The sequence below is a fragment of the uncultured Phascolarctobacterium sp. genome (assembly GCF_902463975.1).
Taxonomy (GTDB): domain Bacteria; phylum Bacillota; class Negativicutes; order Acidaminococcales; family Acidaminococcaceae; genus Phascolarctobacterium_A.
The window spans coordinates 141345-159254 of the sequence record NZ_CABQHJ010000001.1 but is presented as its reverse complement, the minus strand read 5'-3'; the positions used below and the strand labels follow the sequence as shown (position 1 = coordinate 159254).

The 17910-nt window shown below is 49.2% G+C and carries 19 protein-coding genes and 1 tRNA gene; 14 read left to right on the top strand and 6 right to left on the bottom strand.

Annotated features, from left to right (window positions below; translation table 11 throughout):
* Positions 1-124: 124 nt before the first annotated feature.
* The 3 genes from RDW05_RS00735 (at position 125) to RDW05_RS00725 (ending at position 2032) form a co-directional block, all read left to right on the top strand.
* Positions 125-186 (top strand) — tRNA-Leu (locus RDW05_RS00735).
* A gap of 266 nt (positions 187-452) precedes the next feature.
* Positions 453-773: a helix-turn-helix domain-containing protein gene (locus RDW05_RS00730; RefSeq protein WP_021720337.1), complete on the top strand. Its 321-nt coding sequence runs from the start codon at positions 453-455 to the stop codon at positions 771-773.
* Positions 773-2032 carry a type II toxin-antitoxin system HipA family toxin gene (locus RDW05_RS00725; RefSeq protein ID WP_307977474.1) on the top strand — a complete coding sequence of 420 codons (1260 nt, stop codon included), beginning with the start codon at positions 773-775 and terminating at the stop codon, positions 2030-2032. The genes RDW05_RS00730 and RDW05_RS00725 overlap by 1 nt, the downstream gene beginning before the upstream one ends.
* Before the next feature lie 131 nt (positions 2033-2163).
* Here RDW05_RS00725 and RDW05_RS00720 read toward each other — a convergent pair whose 3' ends face one another.
* Positions 2164-2547, bottom strand: coding sequence for a thioesterase family protein (locus RDW05_RS00720; protein ID WP_021720335.1), 384 nt, complete (start codon positions 2545-2547; stop codon positions 2164-2166).
* A 181-nt stretch (positions 2548-2728) separates the two neighbouring features.
* Between RDW05_RS00720 and RDW05_RS00715 the strand changes: the two genes are divergently transcribed.
* From RDW05_RS00715 to RDW05_RS00695, 5 genes are all read left to right on the top strand, one after another.
* Positions 2729-3154, top strand: coding sequence for a DUF190 domain-containing protein (locus RDW05_RS00715; protein WP_307977473.1), 426 nt, complete (start codon positions 2729-2731; stop codon positions 3152-3154).
* A gap of 66 nt (positions 3155-3220) precedes the next feature.
* Complete coding sequence (locus RDW05_RS00710; protein WP_307977472.1) at positions 3221-4606, top strand: NAD(P)/FAD-dependent oxidoreductase; 1386 nt, start codon at positions 3221-3223, stop codon at positions 4604-4606.
* 17 nt (positions 4607-4623) lie between these two features.
* Positions 4624-5013 (top strand): hypothetical protein, encoded by a 390-nt coding sequence (locus tag RDW05_RS00705; RefSeq protein WP_210683747.1) that lies wholly within the window; start codon positions 4624-4626, stop codon positions 5011-5013.
* Positions 5014-5132: 119 nt separating this feature from the next.
* Positions 5133-5570: a universal stress protein gene (locus tag RDW05_RS00700; protein WP_293692917.1), complete on the top strand. Its 438-nt coding sequence runs from the start codon at positions 5133-5135 to the stop codon at positions 5568-5570.
* 1 nt (position 5571) lies between these two features.
* Positions 5572-5988: a universal stress protein gene (locus tag RDW05_RS00695; protein ID WP_307977471.1), complete on the top strand. Its 417-nt coding sequence runs from the start codon at positions 5572-5574 to the stop codon at positions 5986-5988.
* A 58-nt stretch (positions 5989-6046) separates the two neighbouring features.
* Here RDW05_RS00695 and RDW05_RS00690 read toward each other — a convergent pair whose 3' ends face one another.
* Positions 6047-6940, bottom strand: coding sequence for a selenium metabolism-associated LysR family transcriptional regulator (locus RDW05_RS00690; protein ID WP_307977470.1), 894 nt, complete (start codon positions 6938-6940; stop codon positions 6047-6049).
* Complete coding sequence (locus tag RDW05_RS00685) at positions 6930-8117, bottom strand: aminotransferase class V-fold PLP-dependent enzyme (RefSeq protein WP_307977469.1); 1188 nt, start codon at positions 8115-8117, stop codon at positions 6930-6932. Before RDW05_RS00685 ends, RDW05_RS00690 begins: the two co-directional genes overlap by 11 nt.
* Positions 8118-8264: 147 nt before the next feature.
* On the opposite strand from RDW05_RS00685, the gene yedE reads away from it, so the two are divergent.
* From yedE to nifJ, 5 genes are all read left to right on the top strand, one after another.
* Complete coding sequence (gene yedE, locus RDW05_RS00680; RefSeq protein ID WP_307977468.1) at positions 8265-9338, top strand: YedE family putative selenium transporter; 1074 nt, start codon at positions 8265-8267, stop codon at positions 9336-9338.
* A 9-nt stretch (positions 9339-9347) separates the two neighbouring features.
* Positions 9348-9554 carry a sulfurtransferase TusA family protein gene (locus tag RDW05_RS00675; RefSeq protein WP_307977467.1) on the top strand — a complete coding sequence of 69 codons (207 nt, stop codon included), beginning with the start codon at positions 9348-9350 and terminating at the stop codon, positions 9552-9554.
* Positions 9551-9799: a DUF3343 domain-containing protein gene (locus RDW05_RS00670; RefSeq protein ID WP_021720326.1), complete on the top strand. Its 249-nt coding sequence runs from the start codon at positions 9551-9553 to the stop codon at positions 9797-9799. Before RDW05_RS00675 ends, RDW05_RS00670 begins: the two co-directional genes overlap by 4 nt.
* A gap of 15 nt (positions 9800-9814) precedes the next feature.
* Positions 9815-10855 carry a selenide, water dikinase SelD gene (selD, locus tag RDW05_RS00665; RefSeq protein WP_307977466.1) on the top strand — a complete coding sequence of 347 codons (1041 nt, stop codon included), beginning with the start codon at positions 9815-9817 and terminating at the stop codon, positions 10853-10855.
* 191 nt (positions 10856-11046) lie between these two features.
* The gene (gene nifJ, locus RDW05_RS00660) at positions 11047-14559 is read left to right on the top strand and encodes a pyruvate:ferredoxin (flavodoxin) oxidoreductase (RefSeq protein ID WP_307977465.1); all 3513 of its coding nucleotides are present in this window, start codon (positions 11047-11049) and stop codon (positions 14557-14559) included.
* Positions 14560-14752: 193 nt separating this feature from the next.
* Here the strand turns inward: nifJ and trxA are convergent, their stop codons facing one another.
* The 3 genes from trxA to RDW05_RS00645 all read right to left on the bottom strand — a co-directional run bounded on the left by trxA (position 14753) and on the right by RDW05_RS00645 (position 17219).
* Positions 14753-15058, bottom strand: coding sequence for a thioredoxin (trxA, locus tag RDW05_RS00655; RefSeq protein ID WP_009146017.1), 306 nt, complete (start codon positions 15056-15058; stop codon positions 14753-14755).
* 37 nt (positions 15059-15095) lie between these two features.
* On the bottom strand, positions 15096-15989 hold the full coding sequence (locus RDW05_RS00650; protein ID WP_304257445.1) for an NAD(P)/FAD-dependent oxidoreductase: 894 nt from the start codon (positions 15987-15989) through the stop codon (positions 15096-15098).
* Positions 15990-16088: 99 nt separating this feature from the next.
* Positions 16089-17219 carry a mechanosensitive ion channel family protein gene (locus tag RDW05_RS00645; protein ID WP_307977464.1) on the bottom strand — a complete coding sequence of 377 codons (1131 nt, stop codon included), beginning with the start codon at positions 17217-17219 and terminating at the stop codon, positions 16089-16091.
* Positions 17220-17386: 167 nt separating this feature from the next.
* Between RDW05_RS00645 and RDW05_RS00640 the strand changes: the two genes are divergently transcribed.
* Positions 17387-17896, top strand: coding sequence for a DUF456 family protein (locus RDW05_RS00640; RefSeq protein ID WP_293725022.1), 510 nt, complete (start codon positions 17387-17389; stop codon positions 17894-17896).
* Positions 17897-17910: the final 14 nt, after the last annotated feature.

Here is a 17910-nt window from a genome sequence, read left to right as displayed (position 1 = left end):
TATACAATTTACTATACAACAACAAGTTAAAACGGATGGAAAAAGTGGAGAGAATAAACAATTTGGATACTATCTTGATGAAATAATTAAAAAATACATACAAAATATACGTGTATTAACGGCTGTAATCCAATAAGATAACTCCTAAGCGGTAGGTCGCCAGTTCGATTCTGGCCGGGATCACCAAGAGTATATTGATTGCCGTACATGCTTACCCGAGAGGAAAAGTCGCCAGTTCGATTCCACCCTTGCGGGTGCGCGTGGCCGGAATCAGCATGTTGAAATTATTATATTTAATGAAGAACGCCCCTGGACTCATGTCCGGGGGCTTTTTGTGTGGCTGCCGTAACAGTATCCTTGAACAGCATCGCATAATACATAATGTTTTCTAAAATTGACAAAATCATCATTTATGTTTATAATAATAAACATAATGAGGGCGGTGATTAGAAATGAAGAAAGCTGCGTATAATATATTACCGGGAACAGAAGAAATCCTGCAGACTATGGGAGAACAAATTAAGCTTGCAAGACTCAGACGGAGTTTATCTGCTGAACTGGTTGCTGAACGTGCCGGAATCAGTCGCGCCTCTCTTTGGAAGGTTGAAAAGGGAGATCCGTCGGTAGCTATGGGTATATATGCAGCCGTCCTGCATGCCTTAAACAATCTTGATAAAGACCTGCTTCTTGTCGCTAGGGATGATGAGATGGGCAGACAACTGCAGGATCTAAATCTGATTACAAAGAAACGTGCACCAAGGAGGTCTGAATAATGGCAATAAATCAGAAAACAATCTTCGTTTATGATGATTTTAGTACAGATCAGCCTGTCCTTATGGGAAGCTTATATGTAAATGTTATCAAAGGCGGAGAATCCTATTCGTTTGAATACGATAAAGGCTGGCTGAAAAAAACGGGTCTTACTCTAACTCTGGATCCAGAGCTTATGCCGTATTCCGGTAGACAGTATCCGACCGGTAAGAACATTTTTGGTTTGTTTGCAGATGCTTCTCCGGATCGCTGGGGACGCGTGCTTATGAATAAGCGTGAAAGAATTCTTGCGGAAAAGGAGGGCCGTAAGCCATCTAAGCTTTATGACAGCGATTACCTGCTTGGTGTGTACGATGAAACCAGAATGGGCGGCATTCGCTTTAAGGTAAATCCGGAAGGTCCATTTCTTTCCGATGATAAGGAAACAGCCGCTCCACCTTGGGCTACGCTTCGCACATTGGAGGAAGCCTCCAGAAATTTTGAAAATGATGAGACCGGTTTAACTGAAAAATGGCTGAATCAGCTGATCAAGCCAGGTTCTTCTCTGGGTGGTGCCAGACCGAAGGCAACCGTAGTAGATACAAAAAATCAGCTTTGGATTGCAAAGTTCCCGTCAAAGAACGATGAAAATGATACCGGAGCTTGGGAAATTGTGGCACATGATCTTGCAGCGCTCTGCGGTCTGAATGTCCCGGAGGCTAAGCTTGAGAAGTTTTCACCACTTGGAAGCACTTTCCTGATAAAGCGTTTTGATCGTTTGGGAAGTAAGCGAGTACATTTCGCCTCGGCGATGACGTTGCTTGTTAAAAAAGATGGCGCATCCGCTGCTGATGGAAGTAGCTATCTGAACATAGCAGCCTTTATCAAGTCCTATGGTGCGCAGCCTAAGAAGGATCTAATCGAACTTTGGAAACGTATCGTGTTTAATATGGCGGTTACTAATACTGATGATCATCTGAGGAACCATGCATTTATATTGACAGACAAGGGCTGGATCCTTTCACCTTTGTATGATGTAAACCCGGTTCCTTACGGTGATGAGTTGTCTCTCAATGTGGATGAGGATGATAACAGCATCAGTATTGATCTTGCAGTGCAGACCGCTGTGAAATTTGGCATTTCAAAATCGGATGCTGAGGCGGTGGCGGAAGATATTTTGCAAATCGTCAGAGATAACTGGGAAAGAACCGCCGCCGGATATGCTCTGACCCGCAGACAAATTGAAGAAATGAGACCTGCATTCAACGCATGTTACGAATAAAATACATATTCCCATTTTAGAAAAATCTAAGAATCGGCTAAAAGACAGGGTCTGATGAAGAAAAAGCTGTTTCCATGTTTGAGTGGAAACAGCTTTTTAGCTTTCAGTATTCTTTTTTTGCCTTGTTGACCTTACTTATTCACCTTCGCCATAAACTTTTCATTATCAATAATAAAACGCTCATGCGTACCCTTACCGATAACACCCTTGCTGTCAGCAGCACTCACCTCAAAGGTCAGCTTGCGTCCGTCAACCGCAGTCAGCTTAGCGGTAGCGGTAACACTGTCGCCCATAGCGGTAGCGCGGTCATGTGTAATATTCAGGCTGATGCCTACAGTGCCGCTGCCCTCCTCCAGATGAGCATTGACTGCGGCGCAGGCAGCCTCCTCCATCAGTGCGCACATAGCGGGAGTGGCAAAAACAGCCAAGGAGCCGCTTTTCATAGTAGCGGCAATATTAGCCTCGGTTACGGTTACGTTAGCGGTGCCGGTGAGTCCGGTATGTAAATTTGTCATGCTTAAAACCCTCTTTCAATAATCAAATCATACGCTTATATCATAAAGTATTATCGTTCTGCTGACAAGTCCTAAATGCAAGGATAAGAATTTTTTGCCTGTATATTGCAGGAATTGTTTACTTAGCGCCGAATTATAATAATATAAGCAAAATTGAAATGATAGCTGGAGGTGTAGAACCATGGCTTTAGAATTTAACAAAACCTCGTATTTAAAGATTTATACAGGCGAGGATGTTCTCTTTGAGGATATTCCGCTTTATAAAGCAATTCTGCGTGAAGCACGCTCCTTAGGCCTTGCCGGCGGTACTGTTATCAAGGGTATTGAAGGCTATGCCAGCAAGGTGCGCGGCGTCGGACGTGCTGTCAGCACATTTATCAGCGGCAATGCCAATTTCCCGGTTATTGTGGAGCTGGTAGATAAAAAAGAAAATCTCGAAAAGATTTTGCCGTTTCTGGAAAAGAACGCTACCCATGCTCTGGTGGTGATGGGTGAGGCCGATTACCTGGTAACCGATTTTATGCGTATGGCAGAGAGCTACAAGGATATCAACAACGGCTCGCCGCAGCCGAGCTACCTGCGCAAGCAGCAGGAACAACAGCAATAAGCTGATAAACCGCAGTAAAAAATAAGGCTGCGGTTTTTTTATGGGAGATGACGAGGAGGAGAATTTATGTATGATGTTGCCATTATCGGTGGCGGTCCTGCCGCTATTTTTGCTGCCTATGAGTTTGTGCTGAAGTATCCGCAGCTGAAGGTTATTATGCTGGAGGCCGGCAATACGATTGAAAAGCGCTTCTGCCCACTGGCTGCCAAAAAGGTTGACCACTGCATTAACTGCAACCCCTGCAGTATTATGCGCGGCTTTGGCGGTGCAGGTGCTTTTTCGGACGGCAAATATAATTTTACGACGGAATTCGGCGGCTGGTTGAACGAATATCTGCAGGAGGACAAGGTTATCGAGCTGATTGATTATGTTGATGAGCTAAACTGCCGTCATGGTGCTCCCGGTGAATATTTTTCTACCAAGAACAGCAAAATAGGCGTGCAGGCGCTGAAATACGACTTGCATCTGCTGAACGCCAAGGTACGCCATCTGGGTACGGAAAACAACCTCGTGATTATGGAAAACATCCATAAGTTTTTGGAGGATAAGATTGAAATCCGCTGCAATACCGCGGTTGAAGAAATCTGCCATCAGGAGGACGGAACCTTCGTGCTGGAGCTGAATAAGGGCGAGAAGGTTGCCTGCAAGTATCTTATTGCTGCTCCCGGCCGCGCCGGTGCGGAATGGTATACGGAGCAGTGCGCTAAGATGGGCCTTGATTTTATCAACAATCAGGTGGATATCGGCGTGCGCGTGGAGGTGCCGGCAGAGGTGTTCAAGCATATCACCGACGAGGTGTATGAGGCAAAAATTTTGTACCGCACTTCGCTTTATAATGACGTTGTGCGTACTTTCTGTATGAATCCCTACGGCTATGTGGTAGCGGAAAACACGGACGGTATTATTACTGTTAACGGCCACAGCTTCCGCGACCCCAAGATGCACAGCAAGAACACCAACTTTGCGCTTTTGGTAAGCAGCAAGTTCACCGAGCCCTTTCATGAGCCGCTGCAGTACGGCAAGCGTATCGCTTCGTTCTCCAACATGCTGGGAGGCGGCGTGCTGGTGCAGCGCTTTGGCGATCTGGTGAAGGGCAGACGCACGAATGAGAAGCGCATGCTTAAGAGCTTTACCAAACCGACGCTCAGTGCAACGCCGGGAGATTTAAGTTTGGTCTTGCCTAAACGCCATCTAGATGATATTATTGAAATGATTTATGCTTTGGATAAGATTGCTCCCGGTATGGCGAATGCGGATACGCTGCTTTACGGCGTAGAGGTAAAATTCTACAGCGCACGCCTCGAGCTGGACAGCAATCTGGAAACCAAGGTTGCGAATATGTTTGCGGTAGGCGATGGTGCCGGTATTACACGCGGATTATCGCAGGCGAGTGCCAGCGGTGTCTGGGCGGCGCGCGTCATTGGTGCCCGTGCCTGCGGACAGAAGAATTAAGGAAGGTGCTTTTTTAGATGAATTTTGAGTTTTTTGCGTTTCTGGTATTTATGTCTTTCGTTTCCTTTGCGGTAGCCTTTTTGGCTTATGGCATGGTAGTGCGCTTTATGGGTAAGGACGGCTTCCTCGCCCGCATGGGACAGATTATCCTGGTGCCTGCATGTATCGTTATCTATGACTTTATCACCATGGCTGCGCCGCAAAGCTACCGTTATATTATCGGCAGCATTCCTCTGGTGCTGATTGCCGGCATTGCGATTTACTTCCGCTTCGTGAAGGGCGAAAACTTTGCTGAGGCTAAGGAGCAATCCCCCTCCGAGTTGGCAAAGCTGGCTGACGAACCGAAAAAATTCAGCAAGAAGTCTGCCCGCATCCACGAAAAAAGAAAAAATCGCGGCCGCGAATAATTCAGGCAGGATTTTTTGCGCTAAGGCAGAATATATAACGTAAGAAGAAAAAAGCCTCTTCTTGTAAAAAATATAATAAATAAATTACAACATGTGCATTATTATGGAGGTGCGTTGTTATGTTTAAAAAGATTCTTGTTCCTGTAGATGGCAGTGAAGGCTCCTGGAGAGCACTGGATACTGCTGTAGAGCTTGGCAAAAAGTTTGGCGGCGAACTGCATGTAATCAATGTAATCCAACCATATAATAATGCTGCTTTGCTGGCAGTGCCTCTGGATCACGCAACTGTAAGCCAAGGCAACAGTGAGCTGGAGAAAATCGGTGACAAGGTTCTCGAAATGGCGCAGGAGCGCTTGAGCACCTACGAGGGAGAAACCAAGTTCAGCCTGGAGGTAGGCCATCCGTCCGAACGCATCATCGCTATGGCTAAAAAGACCGGCGCAGATGCAATCATCATCGGCAGCCGTGGCCTTTCCGGTATTGCTGAATTCTTCCTTGGCAGCGTAAGCTCTAAGGTTGCTCAATATGCAAATGTACCTGTGCTGATTGTAAAATAAAATGCTGAAACGCATACTGGTACCTATTGACGGTACGGAGCATTCCTGGAGAGCATTGGAATATGCCTGTGAGCTTGTAAGCTATACGCGTGGCTCGCTGGTAATTATGACGGTGGTTTCCGGCAGAATGAAACAGCATATTGTGGAATTTGGAAGCGACTGCCTGTATGCTCAGATGGGTGATGAAGTGCTTGATGCCGCACATGCGGTTCTCAGCGGCAAAAGCATCGACTGTACCTATTTGCTGGAAAACGACAACGATATTGCCGAAAGCATCCTGCGCGCGGCAGGTGAGCAGGATTGTGACGGTATCGTGCTGGGCAGCAGAGGCATGGGAGTTTTGGAAGGCTTGTTCCGCAATAGTGTCAGCAGTGTCATCGCGGAAAACGCTAATGTGCCTGTGACGATTGTTAAGTAAATATGTAAAAGATAACGAGTACGCCGGATTCGTCCTGTGCGTACTCGTTTTGTTATGCCTATAATTTGCTTTGGCTGATGAAGCCGAGAAACTCCTTGACGTAGCTTGGCAGCAGATAATTTTTGCGGTAGATGAGATAGAGGCTGCGTTCGGAAAAAGCCTGCGGCAGCTCGAAGGCCAGCAAACGTTTTTCCTGCAGAAAGTTGTGCGCCGCCTTTTCCGAGATAATGGAAATTCCCATACCGCCGGCGACAAGGTTTTTGATAGTTTCCTGATCGTTGACGCGGGCAATAATCTGCAGCTCGTCCTCGGAAATACCGCTGTGCGCCAGAAAGTTGTCGGCCATTTTTTTGCTGCCGCTGCCCTTTTCGCGCAGAATCAGCGGCTCTCGTAAAAGCTCCGGCAGCACATTTTCCTTTTGCTGCTTATACTGCAGAAAATGCTCGTTGACCGGGGTGATGACTACCATGCGGTCCTTGCAGAAGGGCAGGCAGCAGAAGTCGCTGTCCTCGCAGCTCATGCCGATGAAGCCGAGGTTGAAGAGGCCGTCTTTAAGGCCGTTGATGATGCCTTGGCTGTCGCTCTGGTGAATGATAAAGTAAATATCCTGATGCAGTCTGCCGAAATCCGCCAAAAGCTGCGGCAGGATATAAGCTGAGGGGATGGTGGAGGCACCGAGGTGGATGATGCGCCGGCTTTCGATGGAGCAGGCCTGAATCATGCGCTCCTTCAGCTCCAGAATATTCAGTGCGTATTCGTAAAGCTCGCGTCCCTTGGGTGTTATCTGCAGGCTTTTGGTGGTACGCAGAATCAGCTTGGTGTTAAGCTCGCTTTCCAGCTGGTGAATGTGCGTGCTGACGGTGGACTGCGATACGAAAAGCCTGCCTGCAGCCTGCGTGAAGCTTTCCTCCTGTACTACGGTGACAAAGCTTTGCAGCTGTTTAAAGTCCATGGGCGAGCACCTCTTCTAAAGCCTGCAGCGCGATATTGACTTCCTCTGCTGTGTTGTGCCAGCCGAAGGAAAAGCGCAGTGTGCCTGTGGGATAGGTTCCGAGCGTTTTGTGGGCGTTGGGAGCGCAGTGCAGGCCTACGCGCGTAGCAATGGCGTATTTGTCCGCCAGAATGAAGGCCAGCTCTGCGATATCCATTATATCTGTAATGATGGAAACTACGCCTACGCGCTCGCTACAGTTCTTTTTACCGACGATGCGCAATAAGTTTTGCGCTTCTAATTGCTGCAGTCCGTCTAAAAACTGCTGCGTAAGCGTCAGCTCGTGCGTGCGGATTTTGTCAATGCCCTGTTGCTGCAGCCAGATGAGGGAAGCATGCAGACCGGCGATGCCCGGCAGGTTGAGCGTGCCTGCTTCAAATTTATCGGGCATGAAGCGTGGGGTGTGCTCCGTATGGCTGAGGCTGCCGGTGCCGCCGACAATGAGCGGTGTTATTTCGTCAATCATGCTTTCACGCAGCACAAAACCGCCGATGCCCTGCGGTGCCAAAAGTCCCTTGTGCCCCGTAAAGGCGAGGGCGTCAATGTGCATTTCCTGCATGTTGATGGGAATGACGCCGGCGCTTTGCGCACTGTCGACGATGAATTTCAAATTGTGTTTGTGGCAGAAGCTGCCGATTGCTGCCAAGGGCTGCAGCGTGCCGCAGACATTGCTGGCGTGCGTCATGATGATAGCCTTGGTGTTGGGGCGCACCAGCTGCGGTAAAGCGTCCAAGCACAGCGCTCCCTCCGCGTCGCAGGGGATGCGGCTGAAGGTGATAGCGTCAGTGGGAGCGTTGCCTGCAGTCAGCTCTGTGCCAATTTGCTGGAGCGGACGCATGACGGCGTTGTGCTCCATTGCACTCACCAGCACATGGTCGCCGCTATGCAGCAGTCCCTTGATGATGATATTCAGGCTTTCGGTAATGTTCTTCGTAAAGACAACATTTTTGCTGTCCTCGCCGCCGAAAAAGCGGCAAAGCAGTTCGCGTGTGGCAAAAACAAGGTCCTCGGTATTAGTTGCGCAGGTACCGCGGCTGATGTTGGTGCCTGTATGGGTAATATATTGATAAACTGCGTCAGCAACTGCCTCTGGCTTGGGAAAGGTGGTGCTGGCGTTGTCGAGATAAATTTGCTGCATTTTTCGTACCTCCTCATGTTACGCATATTCTATCATATAATTATCTGAAAAGCTAATAAATCAATCAGCTTTATCTATAAATGATATTGGTATAAGCATGTGGGCTATGATATACTTTTGTCGAAAGAATATTTTGGGGAGGCTTTTATGAAAAATGAACAAATAACGATTGTTGCGACAGGCGCGATTATCGGTCTGGTGGCAGCAATGCTGGTGTTTTTCGGCAATCCGGCCAACATGGGCCTGTGTATTGCCTGTTTTTTGCGTGATACTGCCGGCGGCTTGGGCCTGCATGCCGCCAAGGCTGTGCAGTACATCCGTCCGGAAATCAGCGGTCTGGTGCTGGGTGCGCTGGGGGCTGCATATCTGCACGGAGAATTTTCGCCGAAGGGCGGCAGCTCTCCGCTGACGCGTTTTGTATTGGGCTTTTTTGCGATGATCGGCTGTCTGATGTTTTTGGGCTGTCCGTTCAGAATGCTGCTGCGTATTGCCGGCGGTGATTTGAACGCTGTTGTCGGTCTGGTTGGTTTTGCGGCAGGCATTTATGCCGGCATTTTCTTCCTGAACCGAGGCTACAGCCTGAAGCGTACCTATAAGATGACGGCGGCGGAAGGCAGCATTATGTCGGTGATTGCCGTTGTGCTGTTGGTGCTGCTCGTTGCCGCACCGGCCTTCATCCACTTTACCAAGGCGGGTGGCGGTCCCGGTGCCAAGCATGCGGCTGTTGCTGTGAGCCTGATTGCTGCAGTGGCAGTCGGTTATCTTACGCAGCGCACACGCTTCTGCATGATTGCTGGTATCCGCGATTTTATTCTCTTTAGAGAAACTAAAATGCTGTGGGGCTTTGTGGCTGTTGTTGCGGCAGCTGCTGCCTGCAATGTTGTGCTGACCTCTGTAACAGGCGGTGCCTTCTTCAAGGTTGGCTTTGCGGCGCAGCCTATTGCGCACACCGATGCGCTGTGGAACGTGCTGGGACTTTTCCTGGCGGGCTTTGCCTGCGTACTCTTGGGCGGTTGCCCGATGCGTCAGCTGGTGCTGTCCGGTGAAGGCAACTCCGACAGCGCAGTAACTCTGCTGGGCTTTATCGTGGGTGCGGCCTTTGCGCATAACTTCGGCTTGGCATCCAGCGGCAACGGTCCTACTGCCAACGGTCAGATTGCTGTTGTTATCGGTATTGTTGTTGTTACTGTGATCGCTTATCTGAATACATATAAAAAGTGAGGAAACGCTATGAAAACTATTGATGCAAGAGGACTTTCCTGTCCAGAACCTGTTATCCTGACGCGTCAGGCGATGATGAGCGGCGAGGCTGCTTATGAGGTAATCGTGGATAACAATACCTCCAAGGAAAATGTAACACGTTACGCACAGCATCAGGGCTATAAGGTTGCTGTGACGGAGCAGGACGGCGAATTTACTCTGTCCCTAAACAAATGATGCAGTATATTGCAACGTTCTTTTCGCACTTCGGCGCGGTGCGCTTTCAGCATCTGTGCGCGGAGCGCGGCTGGCAGGCGCAGGTTCGCCCCGTGCCGCGCAGCCTGAGCAGCAGCTGCGGTACCTGCGTATTTTTTAAAACAGAGGCGCTGGAAGATGCAGCGTCTTTGCAGACACCGGAGCTGGAGCAGATAGTGCGTGAGCGGGAGGATGGCTACGAGGTTTTGTATACTGCTGCCGAATAAGCGGAGGTTTGAGCTATGGAAAACGAAGTAAAGCTGACGAAGCTGGCGAGCTGTGCGGGTTGCGGTGCCAAGGTGGGTGCCGGTACGCTGTGCAATTTGCTGACAGGCTTTCAGACGCATTATGATGCTAATCTTTTGGTAGGCTACGATAAAAGCGATGATGCCAGTGTTTATCGGGTGAGTGACGAGCTGGCGATTGTGCAGACAACGGATTTCTTTCCGCCGATTGTCGATGATCCATTTATGTACGGACAGATTGCGGCGACGAACGCTCTGAGCGATGTTTACGCTATGGGCGGTGAGCCGAAGCTGGCGCTGAATATCATGTGCATTCCCGAGAAAATGAACAAGGCAACCGTGCAGGAGATTTTGCGCGGCGGTTATGCCAAGGCCTATGAAGCAGGCGCAATTATCACCGGCGGCCACACCATTCACGGCACCGAGCCGATTTACGGCTTGGCGGTGACAGGTTTTGTTAAGCCTGAAAATGTGTGGACGAACAGCGGCGCGCAACCCGGTGACGTTTTGCTTTTGACGAAGCCTTTGGGAGTGGGCATCCTGACGACGGCGGCAAAAGCCGGCTTAGTAGAGCAGGAGCTGCTCGACAAGCTGTATGTGCAGATGAGTACGCTCAATAAATATGCGCATGACGTGCTTGTGAACTACAGCGTGCATGCCTGCACCGACGTGACAGGCTTTGCGCTTTTGGGCCACAGTCTGGAGATGGCGCAGGGCAGCGGCGTTACCGTGCACCTGAAGGCGCAGGCTGTGCCCTATCACGAGGAAGCATACGAGGTGGCGGATATGGGCTTTATTCCTGCTGGGGCATACCGCAACCGTGATTTTGCCGAAGCAGGTGTGCGTGTTGTGGGAGCTGTCGCGCGTGCGCTGCAGGATATTTTTTACGACCCGCAGACGAGCGGAGGCCTGCTGTGTGCCGTTCCTGCGGCGGAGGCGGATGCCTGTCTGGCAGAGCTTAAAGCTGTTGCTCCTAGTACGCAGATTATCGGCTATGTGACCGAAAAACTTGACAGTGCGATTTATCTGGAGGCGTAAATATTTTCAAGATGCTGCTTAATCGGCGGCATCTTTTTTCACATTTTATTTACGCAAAAATGCTGTATACATTTATGCAGATATTTTACAAACTAGGCTGAGTAGTGTATACTAATTATATGAACCGGAAAGTTTTTCCAGTAAAAATTAAGGTCAAGTAATTTTGTGATTTCAAGAAAGAAGGGAATCCAATGGTAAAAATGAAAACAATGGACGGCAACACCGCTGCTGCGTATATTTCCTACGCATTTACCGATGTTGCTGCAATTTATCCTATTACTCCGTCCTCACCGATGGCTGAGGTTGTCGATGAATGGGCTGCCCAAGGCAAAAAGAACATTTTCGGGCAAACCGTTAAGCTGATGGAAATGCAGTCCGAGGCAGGTGCCTCCGGCGCAGTTCACGGCTCTCTGCAGGCAGGTGCACTGACTACTACCTACACCGCATCTCAAGGCTTGCTTTTGATGATTCCTAATATGTATAAAATGGCCGGCGAGCTGCTGCCCGCAGTTTTCCACGTTTCCGCACGTGCACTGGCAACAAGCTCTCTGTCTATCTTCGGTGACCATCAGGACGTTATGGCTACCCGTCAGACCGGCTTTGCATTGCTGGCTGAAGGCAGCGTACAAGAGGTTATGGATCTGGCAGGCGTAGCACATCTGAGTGCTATCAAAGGCCGTGTACCGTTCCTGAACTTCTTCGACGGCTTCCGTACCTCCCATGAAATCCAGAAGATTGAGGTTATGGATTATGCTAACATCGAAAAGCTGCTGGATAAGGATGCGGTAGATGCATTCCGTAAACGCGGCCTGAACCCGGATAATCCTGTTATTCGCGGCACCGCACAAAACCCGGATATTTACTTCCAGACTCGTGAGGCTGTTAACACCTATTACAATGCTCTGCCGGAAATCGTAGAGGATTACATGGGCGAAATCAGCAAGCTGACCGGCCGTGAATATCATCTGTTCAATTATTACGGCGCTGAGGATGCAGAAAATATCATCATCATCATGGGCTCTGCTTCCGAAACTGTCCGCACTGTTGTTGAAAAGCTTAACGCAGAGGGCAAAAAGGTTGGCGTACTCGTAGTTCACCTGTATCGTCCGTTCAGCATCGAGCACTTCATGGGCGCAATTCCGCAAAGCGTAAAACGCATCGCTGTACTGGACCGCACCAAAGAGCCGGGCGCTTTCGGCGAACCGCTGTATCTTGATGTACGTGCTGCCTTCTATGCAAGCGACCGCAAGCCTATGATTATCGGCGGCCGTTACGGCTTGGGCTCCAAGGACCTGCTGCCCGGCGATATCGTAGCTGTATTCGATAATCTGGCAAGTGCAGAACCGAAAAACAATTTCACCATCAGCATCACTGATGATGTAACCAATACCTCTCTGCCGTGCGTAGCAGGCGTTGATGTAACTCCTGCAGGCACCAAGGGCTGCAAATTCTGGGGCTTGGGCAGTGATGGTACTGTCGGCGCCAACAAGAGTGCTATCAAAATCATCGGTGACCACACCGATATGTACGCTCAAGGCTACTTCTCTTACGACAGTAAAAAATCCGGCGGCGTAACCGTTTCCCACCTGCGCTTCGGTCATACTCCGATTATGGCACCGTACCTGATTGATGCTGCCGATTTTGTTGCAGTACACAATCAGTCCTATGTTCATAAATACGATGTAACCGCAGGCCTGAAAAAAGGCGGCACCTTCCTGCTGAACTGCAACTGGAGCGCTGAGGAGCTCGACGCACAGCTGCCCGGTCAGCTCAAACGCTATATCGCTAAAAACGATATCAAATTCTACATTATTGATGCTGTTAAGATTGCTCAGGAAATCGGTCTGGGCGGCCGCATCAACATGATTATGCAGTCTGCTTTCTTCAAGCTGGCTGATATTATTCCTCTGGCTGACGCTGTTAAATACCTGAAGGATGCTGTTGAGCATTCCTACGGCAAGAAAGGGCAGAATATTGTTGACATGAACAACGCTGCTATCGACAAGGGTATTGACGCTATTGTTGCTGTTGATGTTCCCGCAAGCTGGGCTGAGGCTGGCGATACTGCTGCCGAAGCTGCAACCGGCAACGAGTTCGTTGACAAGCTGCTCGTTCCGATGAACAAGCTGGAAGGCGACAAGCTGCCGGTAAGTGCTTTTGCAGATTATGCTGACGGCACCTTCCCGAGTGGTACTGCTGCTTATGAAAAACGCGGCATCGCTATCGACGTACCGGAATGGCAGATGGACACCTGTATCCAATGTAACCAGTGCGCCTTCGTTTGCCCGCATGCTGCTATCCGTCCGGTTCTCATGACTGAGGAAGAAGCTGCCAAGGCTCCGGCAACTCTGCCGAGCAAGCCTGCTATCGGCGCTAAAGGTCTGATGTTCAGCATGAGCATCTCTCCGCTGGATTGCACCGGCTGCGGCAACTGCGCTCAGGTATGCCCGGCTCCGAAAGCCAAAGCTCTCGTTATGAAGCCGCTCGATACTCAGCTTGATAAAGCTGCTGCATGGGAATACAGCCAGAAAGAGGTTGCTCCTAAGGCAAATCCGCTCAATAAGAAGACCATGAAGGGTATTCAGTTCGAACAGCCGCTGCTTGAGTTCAGCGGTGCGTGCGCAGGCTGCGGCGAAACTCCGTATGCTAAGCTCGTAACTCAGCTGGTTGGCGACCGTATGATGATTGCCAATGCAACCGGCTGTACCTCTATCTGGGGTGCATCCGCTCCGTCCATGCCGTACACCAAAAACTGCAAAGGTCATGGTCCGAGCTGGGCAAACTCCCTGTTCGAGGATAACGCTGAATATGGCTTAGGCATGTTCCTGGGCGTTAAACAATCCCGTGAGCGTGTAGAAGACATGGTAAAAGCTATGCTGGAAGGCGAGCTGCCTGAGGATCTCAGGGCTGCGCTGACCGATTGGCTGGAGCATGTCAACGACAGCGAAGGCACCCGTGAGCGTGCCGAAGCGTTGACTGCTGTACTGGAAAAATACAAAGACAACTGCGATAAATGTGCTGCTCTGTATGACGAGAAGCAATTCTTTGTTAAACGCAGCCACTGGATCTTCGGCGGTGACGGCTGGGCTTATGATATCGGCTACGGCGGTCTGGACCATGTACTGGCATCCGGCGAGAATGTCAATGTCATGGTATTCGATACCGAGGTATATTCCAACACCGGCGGTCAATCCTCCAAATCTACTCCGACTGCGGCAATCGCTAAATTTGCTGCCAGCGGCAAAAAGACCAAGAAGAAAGACCTTGGCATGATGGCTATGAGCTACGGCTATGTATATGTTGCACAGGTTGCTATGGGCGCCGACAAGAATCAGACTCTCAAGGCTATTGCCGAAGCAGAGGCTTATGATGGTCCGTCCCTGATTATTGCTTACGCACCTTGCATCAACCACGGCCTGAAGGTTGGCATGGGCTGCAGCCAGCTCGAAGAAAAGCGTGCTGTTGACTGCGGTTACTGGGCAACCTATCGCTTCAATCCGGAACTGAAGGAGCAAGGCAAGAATCCGTTCATTCTGGATAGCAAAGAGCCTACCGCAAACTTCCGTGACTTCCTGATGGGCGAAGTTCGTTTCAGCTCCCTGCAGAAGATGTTCCCGGATACTGCGGAAGCATTGTTCGAAAAGACCGAGAAAGATGCTATGACTCGTCTGGACGGCTACAAAAAGCTGGCAGGCAAGGAATAAAATTCTTGCTTAATAAAAAATAAGCCGTGCTGCGTAAGCGGCACAGCAAAAAAAAATAAAGAACTCTCTACGTGCTCTGCTCATGCAGTGCTTCGTAGGGAGTTCTTTTTATGCTTCAAAACAAAGAAAATCCCGGCATGGTTCCTTCAAAAACCATAACCGGGATTTTTTCGTCAAGAAATTAAGCAGCGGCTTATTTTACCAGTGCTGCCAACGCTTCCTTATCGTGCAGGCCGACTGCGGATTTTACCAGCTTGCCGCTTTTGAAAACCAACAGGCTGGGGATGCTCATGATAGCAAATTTTTCTGCCAGCTCAGGATTATCATCAACGTTGCATTTGGTAATCTTGATATCGCTGTGCTCCTGAGCAAAGGCTTCCAGAATCGGAGCTTGCATACGGCAGGGGCCGCACCAGGATGCCCAAAAATCAACGAGAACTGTTTGGGTAGAATTGGTAACCTCCTGCTCAAAGTTTGCTGTAGTAATTTCTAATGCCATAATTATCACTCCTTCAGTGTTTTTGTAAAAATTTTGGTTATTTATTGCTGTTTTCGTCTGTCTTATGTTGGCGCAAAAACTTTAACGCTGTCAGGCCGGCACGTGCGCCCTCGTGTACTGCCTTAGCCACCTGCATCAAGCCTCCCGTGCAGTCGCCGGCAGCGAAAAGTCCGGGGATGTTAGTCGCTCCGTCGCCGTCGATACGGATGAAGCGTCCGTTCAGCTCTGCGCCGAGCTTGCGCGCCATATCGGTGCTGTCTGCTGTGCCAAGAGCGATAAATAAGCCGTCGACGGCCAGCGTGCTGCCGTCGGTAAAGCGGATGCTGCTGAGCTTGCCGTTGCCTTCAATTGCTTGCAGCACAGAGGTGTTTACCTCAAAGCCTGCAGACTTGGCTGCGTCACCGCTTTGACCGTTGGTCAGGATGGTGACGCTACCTGCCAGCTGCTTAAGATAGGCAGCTTCGTGCAGAGCATAGGCGCCGTTGCCTAAGACTGCAACATTTTTCTTACGGAAGAAGAAGCCATCGCAGACGGCGCAGTAGCTTATGCCCTTGCCCTCCAGCTCGATAAGACCGGGAAGGTTGAGCGTAATATTCTTGCTGCCGGTAGCCAGAATAAGTGCTTCTGTCTGCAGCTGCTCGTCTGTGTTTTTCAAACTGAGCGTGAAGCAGTCGGTGTATTCAACGCCGAGAACCTCATCCTGCAAAATTTCTACGCCCAGCGAGCGTGCCTGCTCCAGTCCTGCTGCATAGAGCTTGGCTCCGGAAGCGGCAATGCCGTAGTAGTTGTCAATTTTATGTGCTTTGGCCAGTGCGCCGGGTCCGTTTTCAATGATGCATACCTTTTGACCGGCGCGCGCCAGATAAAGAGCAGCACTTACTCCGGCGGGACCGCCGCCGATAATAATCGCTTGCTTAATGTTGTTAGTCATAGGCAGCCTCCTGTAAATATAAACTGAGATAAAATGGAAAATTATTCTTTATTTTATTATAACTCAGTTTGCAAAATTTTTCTGCAAAATAATAGTGAATTAGCAGCGGGCAGAGGTGCTGTTATCTTTTGGCTTATCAGCTTCGGCGTGTGCTTTGGCAGGCTGTTCGGTAACATTTTCCTGCAGCGGAGTTTCAAAATAAAGACTAGTGCTGGGGAAGGCGCAGCTTACGCCGACTTCTTCAAGAAGCTCCAATGTATGCAGGTTGATTTCTTGCATAATGTTGAGGTATTCGAGGTGCTTGCCTGTTTTGGCGTAGCAGACAACACGGATATCAAGGCTGCTGCTGTTATAGGTGAGGAAATGAACGCGTACATCATTTTCATCAATAAGCGTGAGATCCTCCAGATAATTTTTCAGCTTGAAGATAAATTCCTCGATTTGGGCAGCCGTTGTACCGTAGGTCAGGCCAAGCGTAAAGTCGATGCGGCGACGTTCGCGCAGCGTATAGTTGGTAATAGGCGTGTTGCTGAGGAGGGAGTTTGGAATATAAACAAGCTCCTGCGGAAAGGTGCGGATACAGGTGCTGCGGAAGGAAACGCTTTCAACGATGCCTTCGATGCCGTTGGCTTTAATCCAGTCGCCGATTTTAAAGGGCTTGTCGAGCAGAATAATCATACTGCCGAAAACGTTGGCCAACGCATCCTTGGCTGCAAATGCAACAGCCAAAGAGCCGATACTGAGGGAAGCAATGAAGGCACTGATATCATAATTCCACTCGCGGGCTACGGTTACAAAGCCCAGCATGATGATAATCATACGGAAAACAGTCGCGAGAATGTTGGCGATGGCTTCATCGGTCTGGATGCCGAATCTTTCTAGCAAATCAAAGAAAACGCCGTGTGTTGTATCAATCAGGTTATAAAGACCCCAGAAAAAGTTGGTGACAATAATTGTGCGCAGAATGCGGTCGGTAAAGCTTACATCATGTATTGATGCCAACGGCGACAGGTTGATTGCCGCATAGAACGCAATAATAAAGAGCGCAATATTGATAGGTGTTTCGAAGGCGTTAAGAAAATCCTCGCCGTAGCTGAAGGAAACCTTGTTGTTCAGACGGCGTAAAAGGCGGATGAAAAAGTTTTTATAAATGTAGCGGACAACGGTAAAGAAAAGAAAGGCACTTATGGAAGGGTACCAGGGTTTAAGAGTAAGCAATATATCGTTCACGAGGGAACCTCCTTGGTTAAGAATTTTTCAGCTTAACTAATTTTAGCATTTTCTGTGTTGCTGCACAACGATTTTACATTTATTTCTAATTCTCGTGACACTTTAGTAAACTTGTATGTTTATGGATGTGGTATAATTAACACAATATAAATAGACGGAGGCATGTTATGGAACTGCTGGTTGAGCGTATATTTGCAATCTTCATAGCTATATCGGGACCGATACTGACAATATTCGACCTCCCGGGGAATACTTTGCTTTTACTGACATCGTTGATGTTTGCTTTTTTTGATGAGGTGTTGTACTTTAACGGCAGGCTGCTTTCAGCTATGGTGCTTATTTATGCTTTGGGCGAATTTTGGGAGTTCTGCGTCGGCCTTTTCGGCATCAAACGCAGTAAAGTGTCTTGGTTCGCGGTTATTTTCATTGCCTTGGGAAGCTTTGCCGGCACTCTGCTCGGTACATTGATTTTTCCGATATTAGGCTCGTTGCTCGGCGGTATGGCAGGTGCCTTTGCGGCTGCGTTTGCCTATGAGCTGGCGCGTACAGGTATTTCGGCTGATGCTATGCATTTGGCCTGGACGGCAGCAAAGATGCGCTTTTTAGCGATTATGGGAAAACTGGCAGCAGGTATTGCTTTAGCTGCACTGCTTTTGAAGCAGGTAGTGTTTTTTTAAATATATAATTTAAT

What these genes read in the sequence shown, in the direction of transcription:
- RDW05_RS00705 (WP_210683747.1), top strand. Translation starts at nt 4,624, where the DNA reads ATGAATTTTGAGTTTTTTGCGTTTCTGGTATTTATGTCTTTCGTTTCC.
- RDW05_RS00715 (WP_307977473.1), top strand. Translation starts at nt 2,729, where the DNA reads ATGGCTTTAGAATTTAACAAAACCTCGTATTTAAAGATTTATACAGGC.
- RDW05_RS00650 (WP_304257445.1), bottom strand. Translation starts at nt 15,989, where the DNA reads ATGACTAACAACATTAAGCAAGCGATTATTATCGGCGGCGGTCCCGCC.
- yedE (WP_307977468.1), top strand. Translation starts at nt 8,265, where the DNA reads ATGAAAAATGAACAAATAACGATTGTTGCGACAGGCGCGATTATCGGT.
- trxA (WP_009146017.1), bottom strand. Translation starts at nt 15,058, where the DNA reads ATGGCATTAGAAATTACTACAGCAAACTTTGAGCAGGAGGTTACCAAT.
- selD (WP_307977466.1), top strand. Translation starts at nt 9,815, where the DNA reads ATGGAAAACGAAGTAAAGCTGACGAAGCTGGCGAGCTGTGCGGGTTGC.
- RDW05_RS00720 (WP_021720335.1), bottom strand. Translation starts at nt 2,547, where the DNA reads ATGACAAATTTACATACCGGACTCACCGGCACCGCTAACGTAACCGTA.
- RDW05_RS00725 (WP_307977474.1), top strand. Translation starts at nt 773, where the DNA reads ATGGCAATAAATCAGAAAACAATCTTCGTTTATGATGATTTTAGTACA.
- RDW05_RS00670 (WP_021720326.1), top strand. Translation starts at nt 9,551, where the DNA reads ATGATGCAGTATATTGCAACGTTCTTTTCGCACTTCGGCGCGGTGCGC.
- RDW05_RS00700 (WP_293692917.1), top strand. Translation starts at nt 5,133, where the DNA reads ATGTTTAAAAAGATTCTTGTTCCTGTAGATGGCAGTGAAGGCTCCTGG.
- nifJ (WP_307977465.1), top strand. Translation starts at nt 11,047, where the DNA reads ATGGTAAAAATGAAAACAATGGACGGCAACACCGCTGCTGCGTATATT.
- RDW05_RS00640 (WP_293725022.1), top strand. Translation starts at nt 17,387, where the DNA reads ATGGAACTGCTGGTTGAGCGTATATTTGCAATCTTCATAGCTATATCG.
- RDW05_RS00675 (WP_307977467.1), top strand. Translation starts at nt 9,348, where the DNA reads ATGAAAACTATTGATGCAAGAGGACTTTCCTGTCCAGAACCTGTTATC.
- RDW05_RS00730 (WP_021720337.1), top strand. Translation starts at nt 453, where the DNA reads ATGAAGAAAGCTGCGTATAATATATTACCGGGAACAGAAGAAATCCTG.
- RDW05_RS00685 (WP_307977469.1), bottom strand. Translation starts at nt 8,117, where the DNA reads ATGCAGCAAATTTATCTCGACAACGCCAGCACCACCTTTCCCAAGCCA.
- RDW05_RS00690 (WP_307977470.1), bottom strand. Translation starts at nt 6,940, where the DNA reads ATGGACTTTAAACAGCTGCAAAGCTTTGTCACCGTAGTACAGGAGGAA.
- RDW05_RS00695 (WP_307977471.1), top strand. Translation starts at nt 5,572, where the DNA reads ATGCTGAAACGCATACTGGTACCTATTGACGGTACGGAGCATTCCTGG.
- RDW05_RS00710 (WP_307977472.1), top strand. Translation starts at nt 3,221, where the DNA reads ATGTATGATGTTGCCATTATCGGTGGCGGTCCTGCCGCTATTTTTGCT.